At 59.3% G+C, this 19,965-nt stretch carries 20 protein-coding genes; 7 read left to right on the top strand and 13 right to left on the bottom strand.

The features are described from left to right. Positions 1–117: 117 nt before the first annotated feature. The 6 genes from JZ00_RS04830 to mreA form a co-directional block, all read right to left on the bottom strand. Positions 118–450 (bottom strand): DUF2790 domain-containing protein, encoded by a 333-nt coding sequence (locus tag JZ00_RS04830; RefSeq protein ID WP_039588634.1) that lies wholly within the window; start codon positions 448–450, stop codon positions 118–120. A 213-nt stretch (positions 451–663) separates the two neighbouring features. After that, positions 664–798, bottom strand: a complete 135-nt coding sequence (locus JZ00_RS30725) for a YHYH domain-containing protein (RefSeq protein ID WP_010490700.1) — start codon at positions 796–798, stop codon at positions 664–666. Positions 799–905: 107 nt separating this feature from the next. Then, positions 906–1,622, bottom strand: coding sequence for a TraX family protein (locus JZ00_RS04825; protein WP_039588811.1), 717 nt, complete (start codon positions 1,620–1,622; stop codon positions 906–908). After that, positions 1,619–2,059 carry a YqaA family protein gene (locus JZ00_RS04820; RefSeq protein ID WP_039588633.1) on the bottom strand — a complete coding sequence of 147 codons (441 nt, stop codon included), beginning with the start codon at positions 2,057–2,059 and terminating at the stop codon, positions 1,619–1,621. Before JZ00_RS04820 ends, JZ00_RS04825 begins: the two co-directional genes overlap by 4 nt. Positions 2,060–2,062: 3 nt before the next feature. Then, complete coding sequence (locus tag JZ00_RS04815) at positions 2,063–3,187, bottom strand: nickel/cobalt efflux transporter (protein ID WP_039588632.1); 1,125 nt, start codon at positions 3,185–3,187, stop codon at positions 2,063–2,065. A gap of 12 nt (positions 3,188–3,199) precedes the next feature. Then, on the bottom strand, positions 3,200–3,487 hold the full coding sequence (gene mreA / locus JZ00_RS04810; protein WP_039588631.1) for a metal-sensing transcriptional repressor MreA: 288 nt from the start codon (positions 3,485–3,487) through the stop codon (positions 3,200–3,202). A 118-nt stretch (positions 3,488–3,605) separates the two neighbouring features. Between mreA and JZ00_RS29900 the strand changes: the two genes are divergently transcribed. The 3 genes from JZ00_RS29900 to JZ00_RS04795 are packed head-to-tail and all read left to right on the top strand — an operon-like array spanning position 3,606 to position 5,425. After that, entirely contained in the window at positions 3,606–3,965 is a 360-nt protein-coding gene (locus JZ00_RS29900) for a hypothetical protein (RefSeq protein ID WP_082112035.1), read from the top strand. A gap of 47 nt (positions 3,966–4,012) precedes the next feature. Beyond that, positions 4,013–4,750 (top strand): HupE/UreJ family protein, encoded by a 738-nt coding sequence (locus JZ00_RS04800; RefSeq protein ID WP_039588628.1) that lies wholly within the window; start codon positions 4,013–4,015, stop codon positions 4,748–4,750. 12 nt (positions 4,751–4,762) lie between these two features. After that, positions 4,763–5,425, top strand: coding sequence for a hypothetical protein (locus JZ00_RS04795; protein ID WP_039588627.1), 663 nt, complete (start codon positions 4,763–4,765; stop codon positions 5,423–5,425). Positions 5,426–5,493: 68 nt separating this feature from the next. On the opposite strand, the gene JZ00_RS04790 is transcribed toward JZ00_RS04795, so the two are convergent. The 3 genes from JZ00_RS04790 to JZ00_RS04780 are packed head-to-tail and all read right to left on the bottom strand — an operon-like array spanning position 5,494 to position 11,341. Beyond that, complete coding sequence (locus tag JZ00_RS04790) at positions 5,494–8,628, bottom strand: efflux RND transporter permease subunit (RefSeq protein ID WP_039588625.1); 3,135 nt, start codon at positions 8,626–8,628, stop codon at positions 5,494–5,496. Next, on the bottom strand, positions 8,625–10,082 hold the full coding sequence (locus tag JZ00_RS04785) for an efflux RND transporter periplasmic adaptor subunit (protein ID WP_039588624.1): 1,458 nt from the start codon (positions 10,080–10,082) through the stop codon (positions 8,625–8,627). The genes JZ00_RS04790 and JZ00_RS04785 overlap by 4 nt, the downstream gene beginning before the upstream one ends. Then, positions 10,079–11,341 (bottom strand): TolC family protein, encoded by a 1,263-nt coding sequence (locus JZ00_RS04780; protein WP_039588623.1) that lies wholly within the window; start codon positions 11,339–11,341, stop codon positions 10,079–10,081. Before JZ00_RS04780 ends, JZ00_RS04785 begins: the two co-directional genes overlap by 4 nt. A gap of 695 nt (positions 11,342–12,036) precedes the next feature. Here JZ00_RS04780 and JZ00_RS04770 point away from each other — a divergent pair. Together JZ00_RS04770 and JZ00_RS04765 are read left to right on the top strand one after the other, a co-directional pair. Further along, positions 12,037–12,771, top strand: coding sequence for a helix-turn-helix domain-containing protein (locus JZ00_RS04770; protein WP_003117280.1), 735 nt, complete (start codon positions 12,037–12,039; stop codon positions 12,769–12,771). Positions 12,772–12,844: 73 nt separating this feature from the next. Continuing rightward, positions 12,845–13,699 (top strand): sterol desaturase family protein, encoded by an 855-nt coding sequence (locus tag JZ00_RS04765; RefSeq protein WP_039588615.1) that lies wholly within the window; start codon positions 12,845–12,847, stop codon positions 13,697–13,699. Positions 13,700–13,728: 29 nt separating this feature from the next. Here JZ00_RS04765 and tnpC read toward each other — a convergent pair whose 3' ends face one another. Both tnpC and JZ00_RS04755 read right to left on the bottom strand, forming a co-directional pair. Continuing rightward, a complete protein-coding gene (gene tnpC / locus JZ00_RS04760) occupies positions 13,729–14,091 on the bottom strand; it encodes a Tn3 family transposase post-transcriptional regulator TnpC (protein WP_082112034.1) in 363 nt (120 codons plus the stop codon). Further along, positions 14,091–17,108 (bottom strand): Tn3-like element ISPa42 family transposase, encoded by a 3,018-nt coding sequence (locus JZ00_RS04755; RefSeq protein ID WP_039588613.1) that lies wholly within the window; start codon positions 17,106–17,108, stop codon positions 14,091–14,093. The genes tnpC and JZ00_RS04755 overlap by 1 nt, the downstream gene beginning before the upstream one ends. Before the next feature lie 156 nt (positions 17,109–17,264). Between JZ00_RS04755 and JZ00_RS04750 the strand changes: the two genes are divergently transcribed. Together JZ00_RS04750 and JZ00_RS04745 are read left to right on the top strand one after the other, a co-directional pair. Further along, positions 17,265–17,471, top strand: a complete 207-nt coding sequence (locus JZ00_RS04750; RefSeq protein WP_039588612.1) for an MFS transporter — start codon at positions 17,265–17,267, stop codon at positions 17,469–17,471. A gap of 64 nt (positions 17,472–17,535) precedes the next feature. After that, the gene (locus JZ00_RS04745) at positions 17,536–18,321 is read left to right on the top strand and encodes an IclR family transcriptional regulator (RefSeq protein ID WP_014338814.1); all 786 of its coding nucleotides are present in this window, start codon (positions 17,536–17,538) and stop codon (positions 18,319–18,321) included. Positions 18,322–18,330: 9 nt separating this feature from the next. On the opposite strand, the gene JZ00_RS04740 is transcribed toward JZ00_RS04745, so the two are convergent. Further along, a complete protein-coding gene (locus tag JZ00_RS04740; RefSeq protein WP_014338815.1) occupies positions 18,331–19,521 on the bottom strand; it encodes a thiolase family protein in 1,191 nt (396 codons plus the stop codon). Continuing rightward, complete coding sequence (locus tag JZ00_RS04735; RefSeq protein WP_014338816.1) at positions 19,521–19,919, bottom strand: Zn-ribbon domain-containing OB-fold protein; 399 nt, start codon at positions 19,917–19,919, stop codon at positions 19,521–19,523. The genes JZ00_RS04740 and JZ00_RS04735 overlap by 1 nt, the downstream gene beginning before the upstream one ends. Positions 19,920–19,965: the final 46 nt, after the last annotated feature.

Raw genomic sequence — 19,965 nt, 5'->3', positions numbered from 1 at the left:
CGCATATATGTGCCAAGCGCGCCGGGCATAGCCAGGCGCGCCTTGGTCATATTTCCACATGCCAAATAACGTCAGGGTGACTTGAAAATTACTTTTCAGTCAGCGCGATGTCATTTATTAGTTTTGATTCCGGCAACCTGTCCCGGCTGCCCGGTATTCAAGAATATTCAGATCGCCGTTGGAGTCCTCGTAGGTCATCTGAGCCGGCATCACATTGCAGCTAGAGTCCGTTGAGGTAGTGGCCACGACCTTAGCGATATCTAGCTTCATGCCGTAGCGGTAATGAATAACTTCGGGCGGATTCTTTCCGTTAGCAGCAGCATACTCTTGCATGGACTGCTCATTAGCCTGAATCATCCGACCATAAACACGATCAGCACCGCCTTCTGCCATGGCAAAAGAAGAAATGGTCAAAATCGAAAGTGCGGCTATAACTCTTAAATTTTTCATATTTAATCACTCCTTAAGGTAGTGATTAAAATATAAACTTAACGAGCTGTCATAAAAGTGAAGTGAAAATTACATCGTCGTAATAGAGATAGAATGTCTACAGTGTTGAAAACATGCTTGGCGGTATCTGGTGCGACACGATGGGTTCGTCGATAGCCTGGAACGCTGGCCACCGTAAATGAAAGACGGTGACCAGTCGCTACTGGCGAATGCTTAGTGGCAGTGGTAGTCGCCCGTTTTGTGGTTGCGGTGGCAGCCTTTCGAATCCGTTCCACCGCTGTGGGCGAGAGCGGCAACGGAGGTTAGGGCGAGAACAGCAGCAATCAGAACAGCAGAAAACTTCTTCATGAGGAACTCCTTTTCAGCTTCTTGTTGTGTGTGACGCAGGTCACATCTGCAAGGTATGGCAAGAGGCCTGCATCGGGCAAGAAGGTTTCTGAAGAGGGAAATCTGAGCTAGCTGAACGAGCGGATCAGGTGCAGTGCCGCCAGATGTCCAGGGTAGAACCAATAGCCCCAACGCGTGACCGGCCAGATCCTGAGCCGGTCCGGTCGACTCAACAGCCATAGCCCAAGCAGAGGGGCGAAGAACGCTGTGCTCACGATCAGCAAGCTGTAGGGCTGCAACTCCCACTCCGCGAGCCAGCGGTTGCGACTGTTGGCCAGTACGCACAGTGCGGCCGGCAAGAGCCACACAAGCCCGGGGAGCTGAATGGCCAGGAGCAATGCCGCCGGCAGCAGTGCACCGAAAACCCCGTACATCAGGCGCTCCTGGATCAGCACCGCGACAGTCACGCCGGCCAGAGCCAGAACCAAACCGTCGCGTCCGCGGTGGTGGGCGCCCCAGGCGATCAGCAGGCCCAGCAGCAGCGAAGGCATCACGTTGAGCGTGCTGCTGTCGCTGGATAGCAGGCGATAGGGCAACTCCGAGATCAGCGCAAACGCCGCCATCCAGCCCAGGTAGCGCGCATTGGCTTCGCTGTACAGCGCCCCCGATTGCGAGCGCGCCACGTTGGCTGCGACGCCCAGGCAGAACAGTGGAAAGGCTAAGCGTCCGACGATGAACAGCCATTCGGTGTCAGGCCAGACGTAGCGCAGGTGATCCAGCAGCATGGTCAGCATCGCCAGCCACTTGATCAGATCCAGGTTGGTGTCGCGCTTATGCAGGCTCACCCAAACCACCCAAGCGTCAAGGCAGCTAGCACCAGATAGCGAGTGGCCTTGGCCAGTGTCACGATCAACAGATAGCTCCAGAACGGTTCGCGCATAACACCGGCTACCACGGTAAGCGGATCACCAATGATCGGCACCCAACTGAGCAGCAGCGACCAGCGACCGAAGCGGTGATAAGCCTGCTGGGCCTTTTCCAGTTTGCCTTCGCTGACGGGAAACCAGCGCTTGTGCCGGTAATGCTCGATGGAACGGCCCAGCAGCCAGTTCAGTGCCGAACCCAGCACATTGCCCGTGGTGGCCACTGCCAGCAGTGCCCAGGCCGCGTAGCGGTCGGTCAGCAGCAACCCGACCAGCACCGCCTCCGACTGCATGGGCAGCAGCGTGGCGGCACCGAAGGCGGCGAAGAACAGGCCGAAATAACCGGATAACTCCCACATCGGCTAGGCGTTCAGGCCGATCCAGCCGTGGAAGCCAACGTAAATCCCCACCCCAATGATCAGCAGGCTGGACAGGTAAGGGGCGCGACGCGCGACAACACCGAGCCAGGGCCAGCGATTGGAGGCTTGCCGAGCGCCAATAGCGGCGGCGGCACCAACGGTGACCAGGGTGATGGCCAGACCAATGCTGAAACACAGCACCAGGACGGCACCCAGGGCGACTTCTTTCACTTGCAGGCAGAGCAGCAGCACGGTGATCGCTGCCGGGCAGGGAATGAGTCCGCCAGTCAGACCGAACAGGATGATCTGGCCGGTGGTGACATTGCGATTGCTGAAGCGTTTACGGATGTCGTTGGCATGCGCCCGCTCATGGGCATCCTGATAGCCGTCCAGCGACAGCTCCAGCTCTTCCAGCTCGGAGTGCTCATGACCGTGGTCGTGCTCGCGGAACTCCAGGTCATAGTCGTGGGAATGTCCGGCATGGCCCAGACTCAGGCGCGCGGTGAATTCGTGGGGCTCGGGAATCACGTCGACTGACTCTAGGTAATCACCGCGGTCAACGAAGCAAAACTGCTGGGCCAGTCCATCGGGGCGAGTCGTCAGCAGGCTCACTTCGGCAGCCGGCCAGACATGGCCACTCAAGGTCTTCAGCCGCCAGCGCGGTGGAGTACTTTCCTCGAAGATCGACAGCTCGATACGCCCATGTCCGGTGTCGATGCGCTGCGTTTCATCGTGGTGGTGCTCGTGTTGATGCTCATCACCTTCCTCGAAGCGCCACATCTGCTCGCCACGCCAGGTGCGCCAGAGCATCCACAGGGCGATGGTGATAATGATGGTGGCGGACGCGAGCTGGAAATACGGCTCGGTAGTTTCGGCATCCAAATTCTGCCCCAGGTACATGCCGCCCATGGCCACCAGCCAGACTACAGCGGTGTGCGAAAGCGTTGCGGCAAGGCCTAGCAGAATGGCCTGCTTCACCGTGCCACGAATGGCCACGATAAACGCCGCCATCATGGTCTTCGAGTGCCCTGGCTCCAAGCCGTGCAAAGCACCCAGCAGAATGGCGCTGGGGAAGTACAGCCAGGCCTGAGAGGCCCCCTGTTGCAGCAGTTCGGCGAAGCTCGACATGGGGGTAATGACCTAGAGGTACTTGGTGATTTGCTTGAAATCTTCGAGTGACGCGCGCTCGCCGGTTGCGAGTGCTTCGATCGTGTGTTCCAGACAGTGATCGATATGATCCTGGATCAGCACACGCTTGGCCTGGCAGACGGCTTTTTCCACGGCATGCAGCTGCTGGGCGATGTCGACGCAGGCCCGGCTTTCTTCGATCATGGTGACGATGCTGCGCAGGTGGCCCTCCGCTCTTTTCAACCTTTTGATGATGTCGCCATGACTTTGGTGCTGGTGGCCGTGTTCGTGATCGCTCATGCCTTGAGTCTCGTGCGTCGATGAATTACGCTCGCATGCTATCCCCCAGGGGGGGATATGGTCAAACCGGCTACCTCTCCATAAAAGCCACTCGCTTAGGCATCGAAAGAACCACAACATGCTCAGCAATCCCATTAGCACCAAGGTGATTTTTGCCCTTGCTCTCGCCATATTGCTGGCTTGGGCCGGGCATACCTCTGCGCTGTTTATGGGGTCGAGCCAGCCTGCCTTGGGTGGCAATGACGGTGCTCATTCGCATGCGCATGGTGATGAGACGCAGGCCTGTGCTGCGTACGGGGATCACTGCCACTCGCCGCTGACAGCCGACCACTTGCATGAAACACCGCATCTGACCGCGCTGCTGAGAATAAGCACGCTGCCAGAACGTGCGCAGCCGATACCAGCCCCTCATTACTCCATTCCTCCAAGCCCGATCTTCCTGATCGAGCGGCCACCGCGCGCCACATTCGTGATCTGACACAGGCCGCTGTGCGGCCCAAGCCCCCTTTAATTTAGGACTCAACCATGCATTCGCTATCTATGGGCGCAATGGACGCATCTGTCGTGCGCCCGAATCGCTCGTTACTACTGTTGCTGCTGTTCACGGCATTGCTGTTTCTCGGCATGCCTGACGCACTGGCCCACGCTGTCGCCGAGGGCGACAAGGGCTTTATCCAGGAAAGTTCCGGGGTGATGGTGCTGCCGTTCATCTATATAGGTGCCAAGCACATGATCACCGGCTACGACCACCTGCTGTTCCTCTTCGGGGTGATCTTCTTTCTCTACCGCCTGAAGGACGTAGGGCTCTACGTCACCCTGTTCGCCGTGGGCCACACCGTGACGCTGCTGCTGGGCGTACTAGCGGAAATCAACATCAGCTCCTATGTGATCGACGCCATCATCGGTTTCTCGGTGGTGTACAAGGCGCTGGATAACCTGGGCGCGTTCCAGCGCTGGTTCGGTTATCAGCCCGATACCAAGGCGGCCACGCTGATTTTCGGCCTGCTGCATGGCTTTGGTCTGGCGACCAAGATCCAGGAATACGAGATCTCGGCAGACGGCCTGATTGCCAACCTGATTGCCTTCAACGTCGGCGTCGAAATCGGCCAGCTCCTGGCCTTGAGCGCCATCCTGATTGTCATGGGCTACTGGCGGCGCACCGCCAGCTTCTGGCGTCATGCCTACACCGCCAATGTCGCCATGATGAGCGCCGGTTTCCTCTTGATGGGTTACCAGCTCACCGGCCTGATCGTCTCTCAGTAAGGAATTATCAGCATGTTCAATACCAAGCTTCCGACCCAAAGCGAATTGCCTACCAGCCACCAACTGCTGCGCTCCACTGTGATCGCCGTGGGTGTTGCCGCAGCCTTACTGGTCACCGTGGTGATGCCTTCGGAGTACGCCATCGACCCGACGGGCGTTGGTCGCGTACTCGGCCTGACCCAGATGGGCGAAATGAAGATAACCCTGGCCGAAGAAGCGGCAGCGGATGCAGCGGTTCAGCCAGCTGCGGCTCCAGTCGCTCAAGCCCCCGTGCCTGTTCAGCCGGTAGCTCAAGAGCAAGTCGCGGCAGTGCCTGTGGCTGAACCAGCCGCAGAGCCTCAGCCAGCCCTGAAGTCTGACGAGATAACCGTCACCCTGAAGCCAGGTGAGGCCAGTGAAATCAAGCTGGAGATGCTGAACAAGGCCACGGTCAGCTACGAGTGGACGACCAATGGTGTTCCGGTCAACCACGACACCCATGGCGAACCCTACAACGGCCCAAAGGGCTACTACCACAGCTATAGCAAGGGTAAGCAGATCAAGGGCGACAAGGGTGAATTCACCGCCATCTTCGACGGTACACACGGCTGGTTCTGGCGCAACCGCAGCAACCGCGACGTGACCATCACGCTGAAGACCAAGGGCGATTACCTGAGCGTTAAACGCGTGATTTAAGACAGATAAGCCCCTTCGTCATATGGCGGAGGGGCTCACCTGAACATTCAGAGCTATAGCTCCTGTGGTTAGTAACTCTTTCGTTTACCCCGTCGACGCATCAACCAATAGGCGGCAGGCAACACCAGCATGGACAGCAGCGGGGCTGTGATCATGCCGCCAACCATAGGTGCGGCAATGCGTTTCATGACCTCTGAACCCGCTCCGCCGCCCCAGAGAATGGGCAGCAGGCCAGCGATGATCACGGCAACGGTCATCACCTTGGGTCTGACACGCAGGACGGCTCCTTCGCGAATTGCCTCCAGCAGGGCCGGATCGTCGCTGCGCCCTGCATCCACGCGCGCATGCCAGGCGTTCTTCAGATACAGCAGCATGATCACCCCAAATTCCGCCGAGACTCCCGCCAAGGCGATAAAGCCGACCCCAGTGGCAACCGACAGGTTGAAGCCGAACCAGTAGAGCAACCAGACACCGCCTGACAGGGCGAAGGGTAGTGTGGCCATGATCAACAGGGCCTCGCTGAAACGGCTGAATGTCAGGTAGAGCAGCACGAAGATGATCAGCAAGGTCGCCGGCACGACCCAAGTCAGGCGTGCATTGGCGCGCTCTAGGAATTCAAATTGACCGGAGTAGGAGACTGTCACCCCCGCAACCAGTGGCACACCATTCGTGACACGCTCCTGCAGTTCTCGCACAGTCGATGCCAGATCGCGACCGCGGACATCGACATAGACCCAGCCCGAGAGACGCCCGTTCTCGCTGCGCAACATCGGCGGCCCTTCTGTCAGACTGATCTGGGCGACGGTTCCTAGGGTGATTTGCTGGCCCACTGCGGTGAGAATCGGCATGCGCTGCAACGCTTCCGGGCTGTCACGCCACTCCCTGGGATAGCGCAGGCTGATCGGGAAGCGGGCCAGCCCCTCGACCGTTTCACCGATATTGCTGCCGCCTATAGCGCCCGATACCACCGCCTGCACGTCGGCGATGCTCAGGCCATAGCGCGCCGCGGCCAGGCGATCGATCTGGATGTCCACATAGCGACCGCCGGTCAGCCGCTCCGCCAGCGCCGAACTCACGCCAGGTACCTCCTTGGCGACGGCCTCAATGTCACGCGTTATGCGCTCAATCTCGGCCAGCGAGGTTCCGGAAACTTTCACCCCGATGGGACTCTTGATCCCCGTGGCCAGCATATCGATGCGGTTACGGATCGGTGGAACCCAGATGTTGGACAGCCCCGGGACTTTCACCGCCTGGTCCAATGCCTCGATGAGCTTCTCTGGTGTCATTCCCGGGCGCCACTGATCGCGCGGCTTGAACTGTACCGTGGTCTCGAACATCTCCAGCGGCGCTGGGTCGGTGGCCGTTTCTGCTCGACCGGCTTTGCCGAACACCCGCGCCACTTCCGGCACGGTAAGGATCATCCGGTTGGTCTGCTGCAGCAACTGACTGGCCTTGCTTGCCGGCAGGCCGGGCAGGGCAGATGGCATGTACAGCAGATCGCCCTCATCCATGGGTGGCAGGAACTCACCGCCTAGCTGGATAAGTGGCCAGACGCTAGAGAGAAAAACCACCAATGCCAGCGTCAGCGTTGTTTTCGGCCAAGCCAGCACCGCTTCCAACACCGGCCGGTAGGCATTGATCAGCCAGCGATTTAGCGGGTTTTGCTGTTCGTTGGGGATATGCCCACGAATCCAGTAGCCCATCAGCACCGGCACCAGGGTGATCGACAGTCCGGCGGCGGCCGCCATGGCATAGGTCTTGGTAAAGGCCAGTGGGCCAAATAACCGGCCCTCCTGAGCCTCCAGAGTGAAAACGGGGAGGAAGGACAGGGTGATGATCAGCAGGCTGAAGAACAGCGCGGGCCCGACTTCGGCTGCGGCTTCGCCGATCACTCGCCAGTGCGCCTCGCCATGGAGGTGCTCATCAGGATTCCGGGCCTTCCAGGCCTCGATGTGCTTGTGCGCGTTCTCGATCATCACCACGGCTGCGTCGACCATGGCACCGATGGCGATGGCGATCCCGCCGAGCGACATGATGTTGGCATTGACGCCCTGGTAGCGCATGACAATGAAGGCCATCAGGATGCCCAGGGGCAGGGTGATGATCGCGACCAGCGACGAGCGCAGGTGCCAGAGGAAGATCAGGCAAACCAGGGCAACCACCGCGAACTCTTCCAGCAGCTTATAGCTGAGGTTGTCGATGGCGCGGTCGATCAGTTGCGAACGGTCATAGGTGGCGACCACCTCGACGCCGGCCGGCAGGCTGCCCTTCAGGCTGTCCAGCTTGGTCTTCACCGCGGCGATGGCATCGCGGGCATTCTTTCCGGAGCGCAAGATGACCACGCCGCCTACCACTTCCCCCTGGCCATCCAGCTCGGCAATGCCACGACGCATCTCTGGCCCCAGCTGAATGGTGGCCACCTGACCCAGCAGCACCGGAACTCCGCTGGCCGAAGCCCGCAGCGGCACATTGTGGAAATCCTCCAGGCTCTCTAGATAACCTGAAGCCCGCACCATGTACTCGCGTTCCGCCAGCTCCAGGATGGCACCACCGGTTTCCTGATTGGCGCTCTTCAGCGCCGCTTCGACCTCCTGCTGAGTTACCCCATAAGCCACCAGCTTCTGCGGATCGAGCAGCACCTGATACTGCTTGACCATGCCGCCGAGGGTGGCTACCTCGGCTACGTTGGGCAGGCTCTTGAGTTCGTACTTAAGGAACCAGTCCTGCAGTGCCCGCAGCTGGGCAAGATCATGCTGGCCGCTGCGGTCGACCAAGGCGTACTGGTAGATCCAGCCCACGCCGGTGGCATCCGGCCCAAGGGTGGTGGTAACACCCTCGGGCAGGCGTTCCTGCGCCTGGTTGAGGTACTCCAGCACCCGCGAGCGCGCCCAGTAGAGGTCGGTATCGTCCTCGAACAGCACATAAACGAAGGAGTCGCCGAAGAACGAGTAGCCGCGCACTGTCTTCGCCCCCGGCACCGAGAGCATGGTGGTGGCCAGCGGGTAGGTCACCTGGTTCTCGACAATCTGCGGTGCCTGGCCGGGGAAGCTGGTGCGGATGATGACCTGGGTGTCGGACAGATCCGGCAGTGCATCCAACGGCGTGTTGCGCAGTGACCAGATGCCCAGGGCGGTGATGAACAGGGTGGCCAGCAGTACCAGGAAGCGGTTGCCGATCGACCAGTGGATCAGGCGCGCGATCATGGCCGCTCTCCTTGATTGACGAGCCGCTCGACCCGCAGGCCGGAATCCGTCTGGCGGACGCCGATACGCACGTGATCCCCGGGCTTAAGCCCAGCCGCTACTTCGGGGCTGGCCAGTGGAAATGCCATGGTCATACCGGGCATATTCAGGCTCTCGAATGGCCCGTGCTCCAGGGTGACTTCCTCAGCGTCCAGAGCGCGAATCACACCATGGGACTCATGTAGTTCCTTCTCATTGTCCTGCTCGGCATGGCTGGCCATGATGCCCTGCAGGCTGGCTTCCGAATCGATGAGGAACTGGCCGGAGGTGACGACCGCCTGACCTTCCTCTAGGCCGGACAGCACTTCGAGGCGCCCATCGGCCTCGCGGCCCAGACTGATTTCCTGGGGACGGTAGCGTCCGTCGCCTTCGGCCAGCATCACCAATGCACGCTTGCCGGTGCGAATCACGGCTTCACTCGGCACAAGAAGCGCGGGTTGTTCGACGGTACTGTTCAGGCGTACGGCGGCGAACATGCCGGGGCGCAACTTACCGGCAGGGTTGGGTAGCTCGCTGCGTACCGTGAGCGTGCGCGTTTGCGGGTCGGCACTCGGCAACAAAGCGATGACGCGGCCCTGCAGCGGTTGCCCGGGGAAGGCGGTCAGGGTGGCGCGGATGTCAGCCCCAACCTGAACCATTCCAGCCATTGCTTCGGGTATCGCCGCATCGAGCCAGACCGTGGACAGCCCGTTGATCCTGGCCAGGTCCTGACCCGCCTCCACGGTCATCCCGGCGCGTACCTGCAAGGCTTGGAGCTCGCCGGCGATAGGTGTGGTGAGGGTTTGCACCGCCCGCGGTTTGCCGCTGCGGCGAACCTGCTCGATCAACGCTTGAGGCATGCCGAGCAGGCGCAGGCGCTCTTGGGTCGCACTTATCAAGCGAATGTCAGCGGTACGCAGTACCGCCAGGAACTCCAACTGCGCGGCGAACCACTCGGGAATCAGCAGGTCGACCAGGGGGGTACCGGCAGGCAGCACATCGCCCGGGGCACGCCCGTAAACCCGCTCGACGAATCCGCCAGCGCGAGCCTGGAGGTTCGCCACCTCTCGCTGGTTATAGGCCAGGGAACCGACCGCCTCGATACCCGAGGGCAGTACACCGCGGATCACCGGAGAAGTTCGCATTCCGAGGCTTTGCACGGCTTGAGCGGGGACGCTCAGGACAGACGGATCCTGCTCGGATCCCGCGTATTTAGGGACAAGCTCCATATCCATGAAAGGTGACTTGCCCGGTTTATCGAAGCGCTGCTCGGGCTGCATCGGGTCGTACCAATAGAGCACCTTGCGCTCGTCCGTCGGTGCAGAACTGGGCAGAACCTCATGTTTGGCCTGCCGCTGGGCCAGCCAGTAGCCGCCTGCCGCGCCAATGCCCACGGCCAGCAAGGCGACCGCAAAACCAAATGCCGATATCTTCATCTCAGTCCCTCCACATAGGCGTAGTACAGGCTTGCGGAGAGCTGGCTCAACTTGCGCTGCTGTTCAATCTGCCGCAGCTGCGCCTCAATCAGGTCGCGCTGGGCAGTAATAACGGATGTGAGCTGGCTGTTACCGGCTTGGTAGGCGGCCAGTTCGAGATCGGCACGTTTGCTTGCAAGCGGGATCAAGGTTTTTTCGGTGCGTGACAAGGTCCTGCGCAGTTGCTCAAGCTCGGCAATACCGCCTTCCAGCTCAGCCTGATGGGCGCGCAGTAATGCTTCCTGCTCGGCTTCCATCTGCGACACGCTTTGTTGTCTGGCGTTGATCTTGGGCCCCTGACGTGTGCCTACGAACAACGGCAGGTCGAAGGTGAATTGCACCATCACCATATCGCCGAACTGGTTGTCGCGATTGTTGTAGGCAAACTCAACACCCCAGTCGGGGGTCTTCTCGGCGATGGCCTCGTTCAGCTCGGCGCTAGCCTCGCCGACGCGGGCGGAGGCAGCGCGCAACTCAGGGTGTGAAGCAATGCGTTGCTGCAGGTGCGGTGCCGCCAGGTTCAGATTGGGAACACCTCCTTGCAAAGGCTGGTCAGCCTCGTTGCCTATCCAGCGGCGCAGCTTGGCACGAGCTACTGCCACATCGCGATTCAGTTCATCTCGCCGATCTTGTAACGCCAAAGCTTCCTGGTCGGCCTGCAACAGCTCGCCAGGCTGAGCACTACCGCCGGCAATCAGCGATTGCACGGTCGAGCGGAGCATCTCGATCTGACGGTCCAGTTGATCGAAGAGGCCAACACTGCGTTCGGCGTAGTACACGTCCAGCCAGCTCACTGCCGTCTGGCGCTTGATTTCCAACTGCATTGCACGCTGCTCGGCCTCGGCTCGGCCAACTGAAGCCTCGGCCAACTGGCGCCGAGCCTGACGCTTGTCACTGTTGGGGACTTCCTGCATGAGCCCAATGCGGCGCATGGTCATGGAGTCACGATTAAGTGTGTAACGGTCAGGGCCTTCGATCGGCAGGTTGTCGATGCCTAGAATCAGCTTGGGATCGGGCAGGGCGTCTGCGGGCCCTACAGCCTGCTGTGCGGATGCCACCTGCGCCTGGCGCGCGAGGTTCTCAGGGGCACTCTGCTCGGCCAGAGCTTGGGCTCGTTCGAAAGTTAGGGGCTGCGCCTGCACGGCAAGCCAGGGAGCTGCCCAGAATGCGGCAGCCAACACGCCGAGATAGCCACGGCGTGGAAAAAGGAAAGCGGACATGCTTTCGCCTCCAATGCGATTGATCGAGGTCGCAGCTACGAAACGTGGTCGCGACGATGCGCCTGACTGTAAGGCGCGGGATGATCACGGCATTAGACGAAACGAGGAGGGCGCCAGAGTCCTGCGGGCTCTCGCTTAATCACCGACTGGGTCAGCAATATCTCGGGGCGTGAGGGGAGAGGGGATATGCTCTTGATCACGGTGGTCTGGAGAAGTCCTCCGGTCTTGCATTCCTGGCCGGATTTGCAGGGGGACTTATTGGCCACCCCATCAGACGTGTCCATTTGCTCGCAGCACGGAGCATCAGCCATTGCATGGCCCTGATGATCGGCGCTCTGCATCGGGCAAGGTTGTGCCGGCATGCTGAAAGCCACACCGCCGAAGGTCGGCAGCACGAGGCTAGCAATCATTAGCAGGATCAATCCAATCCGACGCACAGCAATTCACCAGGCGGGGCAATAGGCCGACGATAGCAGATTACCCCCGAGCCATGAATGCTCCTTTTGACGATAACAGCACTTCGTTGATTTGGATCAAATAGAGTGTCTAGTCTCACAGGGCGAGCTGATTTTGTAGCGGGTGAGATTTCAATCGAGCAAGCGATAGAGTTCAGGCCAAAGAGGATTCTATAATTAGCTATAAAGCTCATTAGTGCACAAAATGCAGCGGGATGTGGAACCCTGAGGTGCCGCTGAATGAACGCAACGCAGGGTATCGGCTGGCATGGCAGAGCCTGGATTTCACCCGGGCTGGGCATTTTTCTGGGGCAGGCGGGTAGCCAAGATTGGCATAGCCACATGGCGCATCAAATTACCGTCAGCTTGAACGGCAGCTTGACTGTGAAGTGTACATCCTCGTCAGTGACGGCAAGGGCCATCTGCATCAGGGCAGGGGTGGCCCATCAGATCGAAGCTGACGAAGTGTTGTCGATCTACCTCGACGCGCTGTCTGATGAGGCGCGAGCACTTCCCGATAACATCGGGGAGGGCATCACTCCGATTCAGATGGGCGATACAGCATCGCTGCGAAAATTGCTGAGCAGCTCCGATCCGTCAGCCCAGCAAATTCGGGAAATGGTGCGCCTTGTTCTCAACCTTACGACTCCGCCGGCCTCCGATCCGCGATTGCAGTCGGTCCTCGCTGCGTTAAAAGAGCCGATTAATGGCAGGCAGGCGTTGGCCAAGCGCGTTCATCTTTCGCCTACCCGATTCTCACATTGGTTCGTCGAACAGACCGGTCTGCCGCTGCGCAGCTACCGGAAATGGAATCGCCTGGTCATAGCGCTCCAGCATATCGCCAGCGGCGCCAACCTGACTGCGGCCGCCCACGCTGCCGGCTTCGCTGACGCTGCCCATTTTTCCCGCACCTTCCGCGACCTGTTTGGCCTCGACCCCTCATCTGCCTTGGGTCATGTCAGTCTGAAAGGCTGAATTCAGCTTTTCTGTTCAAGCGCCATCACAGGTGATTGGCACAAAGTGGAGTCAACTCAGGGAGGGCTTCACGATGGGCAATTCACTCAGGTTCATGATCCGCTGGCTCAGCTACCCAACAATCTTTGGCGGGGCCGCAGCTTGGATGATCTGGTTGCTCTACACGGGTATTCCGTATTGGCCCAGCACGCCGATCATTGCCGCCCTAGGGATTCTGCTGGTGGCGCTGCTGGAACGCGTGCAGCCGTTCCGTGACGACTGGTTGGAGGACCACCAGGATACCCTTACTGATATCATCCATATGGTCGTGAACCTGTCCGTGATCCAGTTTACGGCGACCGTGCTGGCCCAGCTGGGCGATTGGGTGTCCGCAGAGTTCCGTGTCTTCCCAACAGAGTTACCGCTGTGGGCTCAGCTAGTCATTGTCGCCGCCGTGCTGGACCTTAGCTTGTACGCCATGCACCGCTTCAGCCATCAGGTTCCATGGCTGTGGCGCTTGCATGAGCCACATCATAGCGCTGAGCGGCTCTACTGGATGAACGGCGAGCGCCGGCACCCGTTGCATGCCGCCATCATGGCAGGGCCTGGGCTGCTCGTGCTCTTTGCGATGGGCACTCCTTCTGCACTCGTGGCCACCTGGTTCGGCATCCTGACGGTACATTTGGCCTTCCAGCACTCAAATCTGGACTACTCGTTGGGCTGGCTACGGCGCGTCATCGGCGTTGCAGAAACACACCGTTGGCATCACAAACGTGACTTCGAGGATGCGCAGGTCAATTTCGGTGAGTTCTTGCTGGTGTGGGATCAGCTGCTTGGAACCTACTATGACAGCGTAAGCAAGCCCGGCAGCGCCGAAGTAGGACTGCATGACCGGAACTATCCGACAGGCTATGTGGGTCAGCTTGTTGAGCCGTTCAGAAGCCAGTAGCTTGCACGGTGTCGCTGGCGACTGGTTGGTTAATGAGGATCGGCCGGCATGAGTTCAATCAAAGGCCTCAGTTGAGCTCTGACGCTGGCCAGCCAATTGCCCAGTTCCAGCAGATCCTCATCAAGCGACTCGGCTTCCTCCCAGATACTGCCGCCTTCCGTCACAGACACCGATAGTGCCGCACCATCGAGCACCGTTTTCGCCATGGCATGTACCCGCAGGAGGCCATCCCTGAGGCCGCCGATGTTGTTCATTTCCTTCAGCAGCAGATCCAGCCCATCGACTAGACGCAGCAACTGGATGGTGTCGTAGTCGTCATGCAAACGCTCAAGCGCCTCGGCATCTACCTCGCCGTAGGGAGTGACGCGAAATGACGCAGGAGGAATGTTCATCAGGTCATCTCCTCGGTTTCCGCAGTACCGAGCTTGCCAGTGCGGATGGACCCGGCTGCCTGTTGGAACACCGAGTCTTTGATCCAGGGCTCCGGCGGCCGGTTGAGCTTGAGGTTGAACTCGCCGAAACGCTTGACGTTGCTGGTCAGGTAGGGGCTGAGGAAGGACACATCCTCATCGGTGAATTGCCAGCCCTCGCGGGCCAATTTCTGCAGGATCCGCATCATGTCCACAGTGTTCTGCAGGATCACCGACGAGGCCACCATGTCGTTGTAGCGCAGTCGCTTCTGTTGCTCGTCCGGATCGTTCTCGGCGATCACGTCGCCGCCGAAGGACAACCACTTGGAGAATCCGTTGTAGGACTCGATCTTGTTGGTGTTCGCGGTAACCTCCTGGCGCAACTCGCGACTGCCGATCCAGTTGAGCAGGAAGATCGTACGGATCACGCTGCCCAGTGCCTGTGCCGCGTGGTAGAGCTTGTTACGCCGGCTGTAGGACCCGAGTTTTCGCAGCAACATAGGCGAGGAGATTTTGCCCGCCTGGATCGATAGCGCGACCTGCATCAAATCCTGCCAATGGGTTTCAATCAGGTGCCAGTCGGCGGTGTCGGTGAACAGGCGGTTGATATGCTTATACGCAGCGCCGCGATCCGGCCGGCACATCATCAGGTCGCGCCAATTGCGGATGCGTGGCATCAGGTTGATGCCCAGCAGATGGGTGAAGGCGAACACCGTGGCCGACTGGCCCTGGGTATCGGAATACACCGTATCAGCTTCGACGCTGAGATCGGCCTTGAGCAGCCCCTCGATTACATAAATTGCCTCCCAGATGCCCGGGGGGATGAAGTGTTGGAATACAGCGATGTAGTTGTTGGCCACGTGCCGATAGGCCACGGCTCCCATCTTGCGGTAGCGGAAGTGGTAGCCGGCCAGCAGGTTGTCGTCATAGAAGTCGAACTGGGTGCCGTCCGCAGCCACCGCCTTGCCATCGCCCCAGAGCTTGGGCAGATCGAGCTGTAGATAGAGTTCCACTAGCTCGCGGTTAGCCTTGTCCAGTTTCTCCAACGAGAGGTGACGGCGATTGGTATAGGAAAGCATGTGCGGGGTGACATTACCGGCCAGATGCCGCGCGGCCTGGCTGGGGCCGAGGTTGCAACCCATGGCGAAGATCGTCATCAGGTAGCGCTCGGCAGGTTCTTTGAGCTTTGGCTCGTTGCCGGACATCGGCCCGAAATGTCGAGTGAACTGAATCCAGTGCTCGATGTTGGCCATGATGTCGAGTACGTGCCTGGCCGGCATGCGTTGCATGAGGGCAGTCTGTAGCGAGATGGCCGATGGCGGGATGTCGCGCGCCGTCACTCGGCGCAATACCGGTTCGCCGGCTTCGTTGATCGATACGTCCCCCCGGCAAGAGGGGAATTTGTCATCCAGTTGCTGCGCGGTTTCCTCCAACTGGGTCTTGAGGGAGGTAACAAATTCCTTCGCCGTGCCAGGCAGTTCCATCTTTTCGCAGTAGGCCGGTAGTCGCTGGAGACATTCGTCCCAGGGTAGCAACTGCTTGCGATAGTCGGCGAAGGATTCCGACCCTTGTACGCACATGTCACCGGATCGCAGTTCGTTGGCCAGGTAGGAGAATACGCAAACTTCCAGATAGCGCCGGTTGGTCGGTGGCCCCTCACTGGCAGGACGACGAACGACCTTGACCCAGCGCTCCGACGCAAACGACAAGTCGACGTGCTCGTCGATCCACTCGCGGTGCAAATTCTCGCTGTCCTGTATCAGTTGAAGTGCCTGAACCAGCGACCTATCCTGAGTCGTGGGCTCCAGTTGGAGAAGGTGGCTGAGACGGAACAACAGCGAGCGATGAGACCTGAAATGCTTCCAGATCAACGGCAGGTAGTTATTACCGCCGGTAGCCTGGACTTCGGCACAGGTTTCGCGCAACCGTTCCAGGTTGCCGTCGGGGGAGAGGTATTCCCGAATCAGGCTACCTGCCTCTTGGTCATCCGGTTCCTGAACCAAAATCTGCACCACACCGTCAAGGGTGGCCGCCAGCTGCTCCAGCTTCTGACGTTGCCGTGCTTGGATTTGCTCTAGTTCTTCCTTGGCACGTTTGTGAATCGTAGAAATTCGCCGGATGAACATCTCGGCTAGGTGATCCCGAGTCCGCACGCGCATCCGATAGATCAAGGCAAGCATCAGCGTGTAACGCTTCGGCAGCGAACAGTCCTTAAGCTCGGCGACGTCCGACGCCGCAGCTTGGGCAGCGAAGTGGCGGATTTTGGTATCGACGATTCCATCAAAAATGGCATCTAGATTCCCAAAGCTCTCGAGCCAAGCCATGTGATCTATCAGCACTTCCAAGTGTTTGCGGGATGGCTTCTTGGGTGCCTGCTTGAGGGCGTTGAAGTCACTTTGGCGGCGCCCGAAATCCGTCTCGAGCAGTTCTTTCAGTTTGTAGACCACCTCAATTGGCGCCCTGGTCACAACGAGATTGAATAGCCGCTCCTGCATTGCAACTAAGGCATCCTCAGCAGCGTCATTGAGGGTGGAATAGGCTGGGAGTTCGTAGCTGCGCTGCAGCAACTCGCCGATCAGCACATTGATGATATCCGCCCGCTGGTCGAGTACCTCGGCAGATTCGTGCGCAAGGTGGAGAGCTACGGTGAGCGCTTCACTACCATAGAAAGCCTTGATCTGGAGGTACTCACGAATGGCCGCCTGATGCCTATAAAAAGTACGCGAGTTGGTATAGCGGGAAGTGATACGAGGGCCAAAACCGAGTGTATTCCTGATGTGGCCAGTGATTTCTGGAGGTATCTCGTCTAGGGGAGGAAAGTAATGGAGCTCTTGGAATACCTTGAGCTGGACTGCCAGCCCAAGGGAAAGGGCTGGGCTACGAGCTGTCCTGGAAATCCAGTCAAGCTCTCCTGAGGAAAGCGAATAGTTGCGGTGTAAGTCCTTCGCACTGAGGGTAGTTGCTAGTCGTGGATATGCCGTTCTCTCCAAAGCCGCCATCGCTCAGCCCCTATGCATGCAAATAGATCAGCATAGACGCTTCCGGGCATGAGGCAGGCGGGACAAACAGGCCAAGTGAAACTCTATTTATATCAATAGGATAGAACCACTATGTCCTAATTTTCCCTTATCTCGGCATGACCCCTTTACCGCGACATGGCGGACCCGCAACTCTACAATGAGCGCTTTATTGTCGAGTCCTGGCTGGAGTATCTGCGCCAGCAGATGCGGGTGACCCAGGCTGACCATGCCCAGGAGTGTCTCATTGAGCGTTTTCGTCGAGAGAACCTGCAAACCCGCCGGCTGATTTACCAGCCGTTAGAGAAATACTCCGTCTCAAGTGTTCGACTAATTCCCAGATAAAACTTTCACGTTGTCGTTCATTCTCAGGCTAGAATGCCGGCACTTTAAAGTGACGGGATCGGGCATGGAATTCACTGACGTCAATGACAGCACCAAATCGGCCGGCGTAACCCTCGTCAAGCCCGTTTCCAACGCCATTCGCATCCTGCGCTACCTCAGTCAGGTGGGCACACCGGAACGTTCGGTGGATATCGCCCGGCAACTGAAGATCAATCCCAGCACCTGCTTCAATATCCTGCGCACCCTGGTCCAGGAGGAAGTGGTTGATTTCAGTCCCATGTCCAAGCGTTACTCCGTGGGCCTGGGGCTGGCGCGTTTAGTCGAGCAATTGGTCACCCAGGGCCACCGCGTACAGATGGCCAAACCCCTGTTGCAGAACCTGGCTGCACGCCTGCGAGTGACCATCACCCTGTGGCGCAAGATGAGCCCTGATCGCATCGTCATTGTCAGCTCCGCGGCCAGCCCGACCGATGTGCGCATCGACATGGCCGAAGGTCAGCGCCTGCCGATTCTGATGGGTGCCAGTGGCCGTCTGTTCGCCACGCAGATCGACCTTGACGACCCCGAGGTACAAAGCAGTTTCGAGACCATCCGCTGGGCTCAACCGCTGTCGCTGGAGGTTTACCGCAAGGAAGTGAGACAAGCTGCCGAGCGTGGTTGGGCGGTGGATGATGGCCATTTCTCGGGGGGGATTCTTGCCATTGCGGCGCCGGTCTACTCACCGACCAACAGCATCGACTTCACCGTTTCAGCGGTGATGTTCCGTGGACAACGGGATGAAGCGGGCCTTGCCGAACTGGGCAAGGCGCTGATCGAGTTCTGTAACGAAGTGGCTGGCGTTCTCTACTGAGGCGCGCGGTCACTCGCGCACCAACAGCAGGCTGCCTCCCAGCGGACCGCCGCCGGCGGCCACCGCACTGACGCGGTGTTCGCGGGTTTGTCGGCCTTCGGCACGCCCCCACAATTGCAGGCAGGCTTCGTGCACATAACCCAGGCCGTGGGTGCGCCCGCCAGACAGTTGCCCGCCATTGGTGTTGATGGGCAAGCTGCCCTCCAGCGCAATGCGCGTGCCACCCTCGACAAACCCGCCACTTTCCCCGGTCGGGCACAACCCCAGGGCTTCCAGCCAGATAAGGGTCAAAATCGAAAAACCGTCATACAACTGCGCAGAGCCAACGTCCTGCGGAGTGTAGTCGGTGCGTGCCCACATCATCTGGCCGACATCGAAGGCGGCCATCCTGGTCAGGGAAATCTGGTCCCACGACCATGGCTGGTTCAACGCCGCGCCCATGGCCTCGATGCGGATCGGTGCGTTCGGCAGATCCCGCGCGATATCGCGACGCGACAGGATGATGGCGGTGGATGCATCGCAATGCACGTCGCAGTCGAACATGCGCAGAGGAGAGGAAATCATCCGCGACGCCATGTAGTCGTCCATGCTCATGGGCGTTCGGTACAGCGCTTTGGGGTTGCGCATGGCGTTCTGGCGACACGTCAGGGCGATTTGCGCCAGTTGCTCTGGCCGGGTGCCGTACTCATGGAAGTGACGTTGGGCATACAGCGCCATCAGGTTGATGCCCGATTGCACATTGAAAGGGGTAAACCACTGCCAGGCGTAGCTGCTGTCGCGACCTTGAGTCTTGTTGGTGAGAGCGCCCGCTTGTTTGTTGACCCTGCGAGCCGACGCTTCGGTGATAGTACGAAACACCAGTACGTGATTACACAGGCCCGCCGCAATCGCCATGGCGCCATTGATCACGCCAGTGAGTGGGCCAGGTCCTTCATAACCGCCGCCGAACCAGTTGACGTTGAGCCCAAGGGCACTTTTCAGTGCGCTGGGGCCGACCGGGGAGAACGGGTCACCGTTATTGTTGTCGCCCGGCCAGCAGGCCACGCCGTCGATATCGCTGCGTTGCAGGCCAGCGTCGGCAATCGCTTCCAGGCAGGCATCCAGCGTCAGGCGCATCGCCGACTTGTTCGAGGGGCGCCCGACTTCCGATTGGCCGACGCCGGTGATGGCGACGTCTTTTTCATAACGATGATCGAACATCACTGATCCTTCTCGAACAGAGGTAACCACACATCCTCGACATTGAGGAAGCTGACCCGTACCGGCATGTCGATATGCACATCCGTGACCGGCATGCCCACGATGTTGCTTACGAACTGCAATCCGGACTGTTCGACCAGCTCGATGATTGCCACCACATAGGGCACCTCCAGGTCAGGAGCCCAAGGCTGGTGGTTGATGGTGTAACTGAGCACTTTTCCCTTGCCTGACACCGCCTGCGGTGCCACGTCAAAGCTTGCACAATGCGGGCAGAGCGGGGCCGGTGGATGAAAGTACCGGCTGCAGGCCGCGCAACGATGAACGAGCAGTTCGCCCCGTTCGCCACCTTGCCAGAAGGCGCGGTTGTCGGCGTTGAGTGCAGGTAGTTTTCTGGGCATCAGCGCTCCGCAGGTGAGTATTTGACTGGAAGTCATACGGTATCAT

The organism is Pseudomonas frederiksbergensis, from assembly GCF_000802155.2.
Lineage (GTDB): Bacteria > Pseudomonadota > Gammaproteobacteria > Pseudomonadales > Pseudomonadaceae > Aquipseudomonas > Aquipseudomonas frederiksbergensis_A.
Note: the sequence above shows the minus strand (reverse complement) of the source record. Positions and strands in the feature narration are given on the sequence as shown.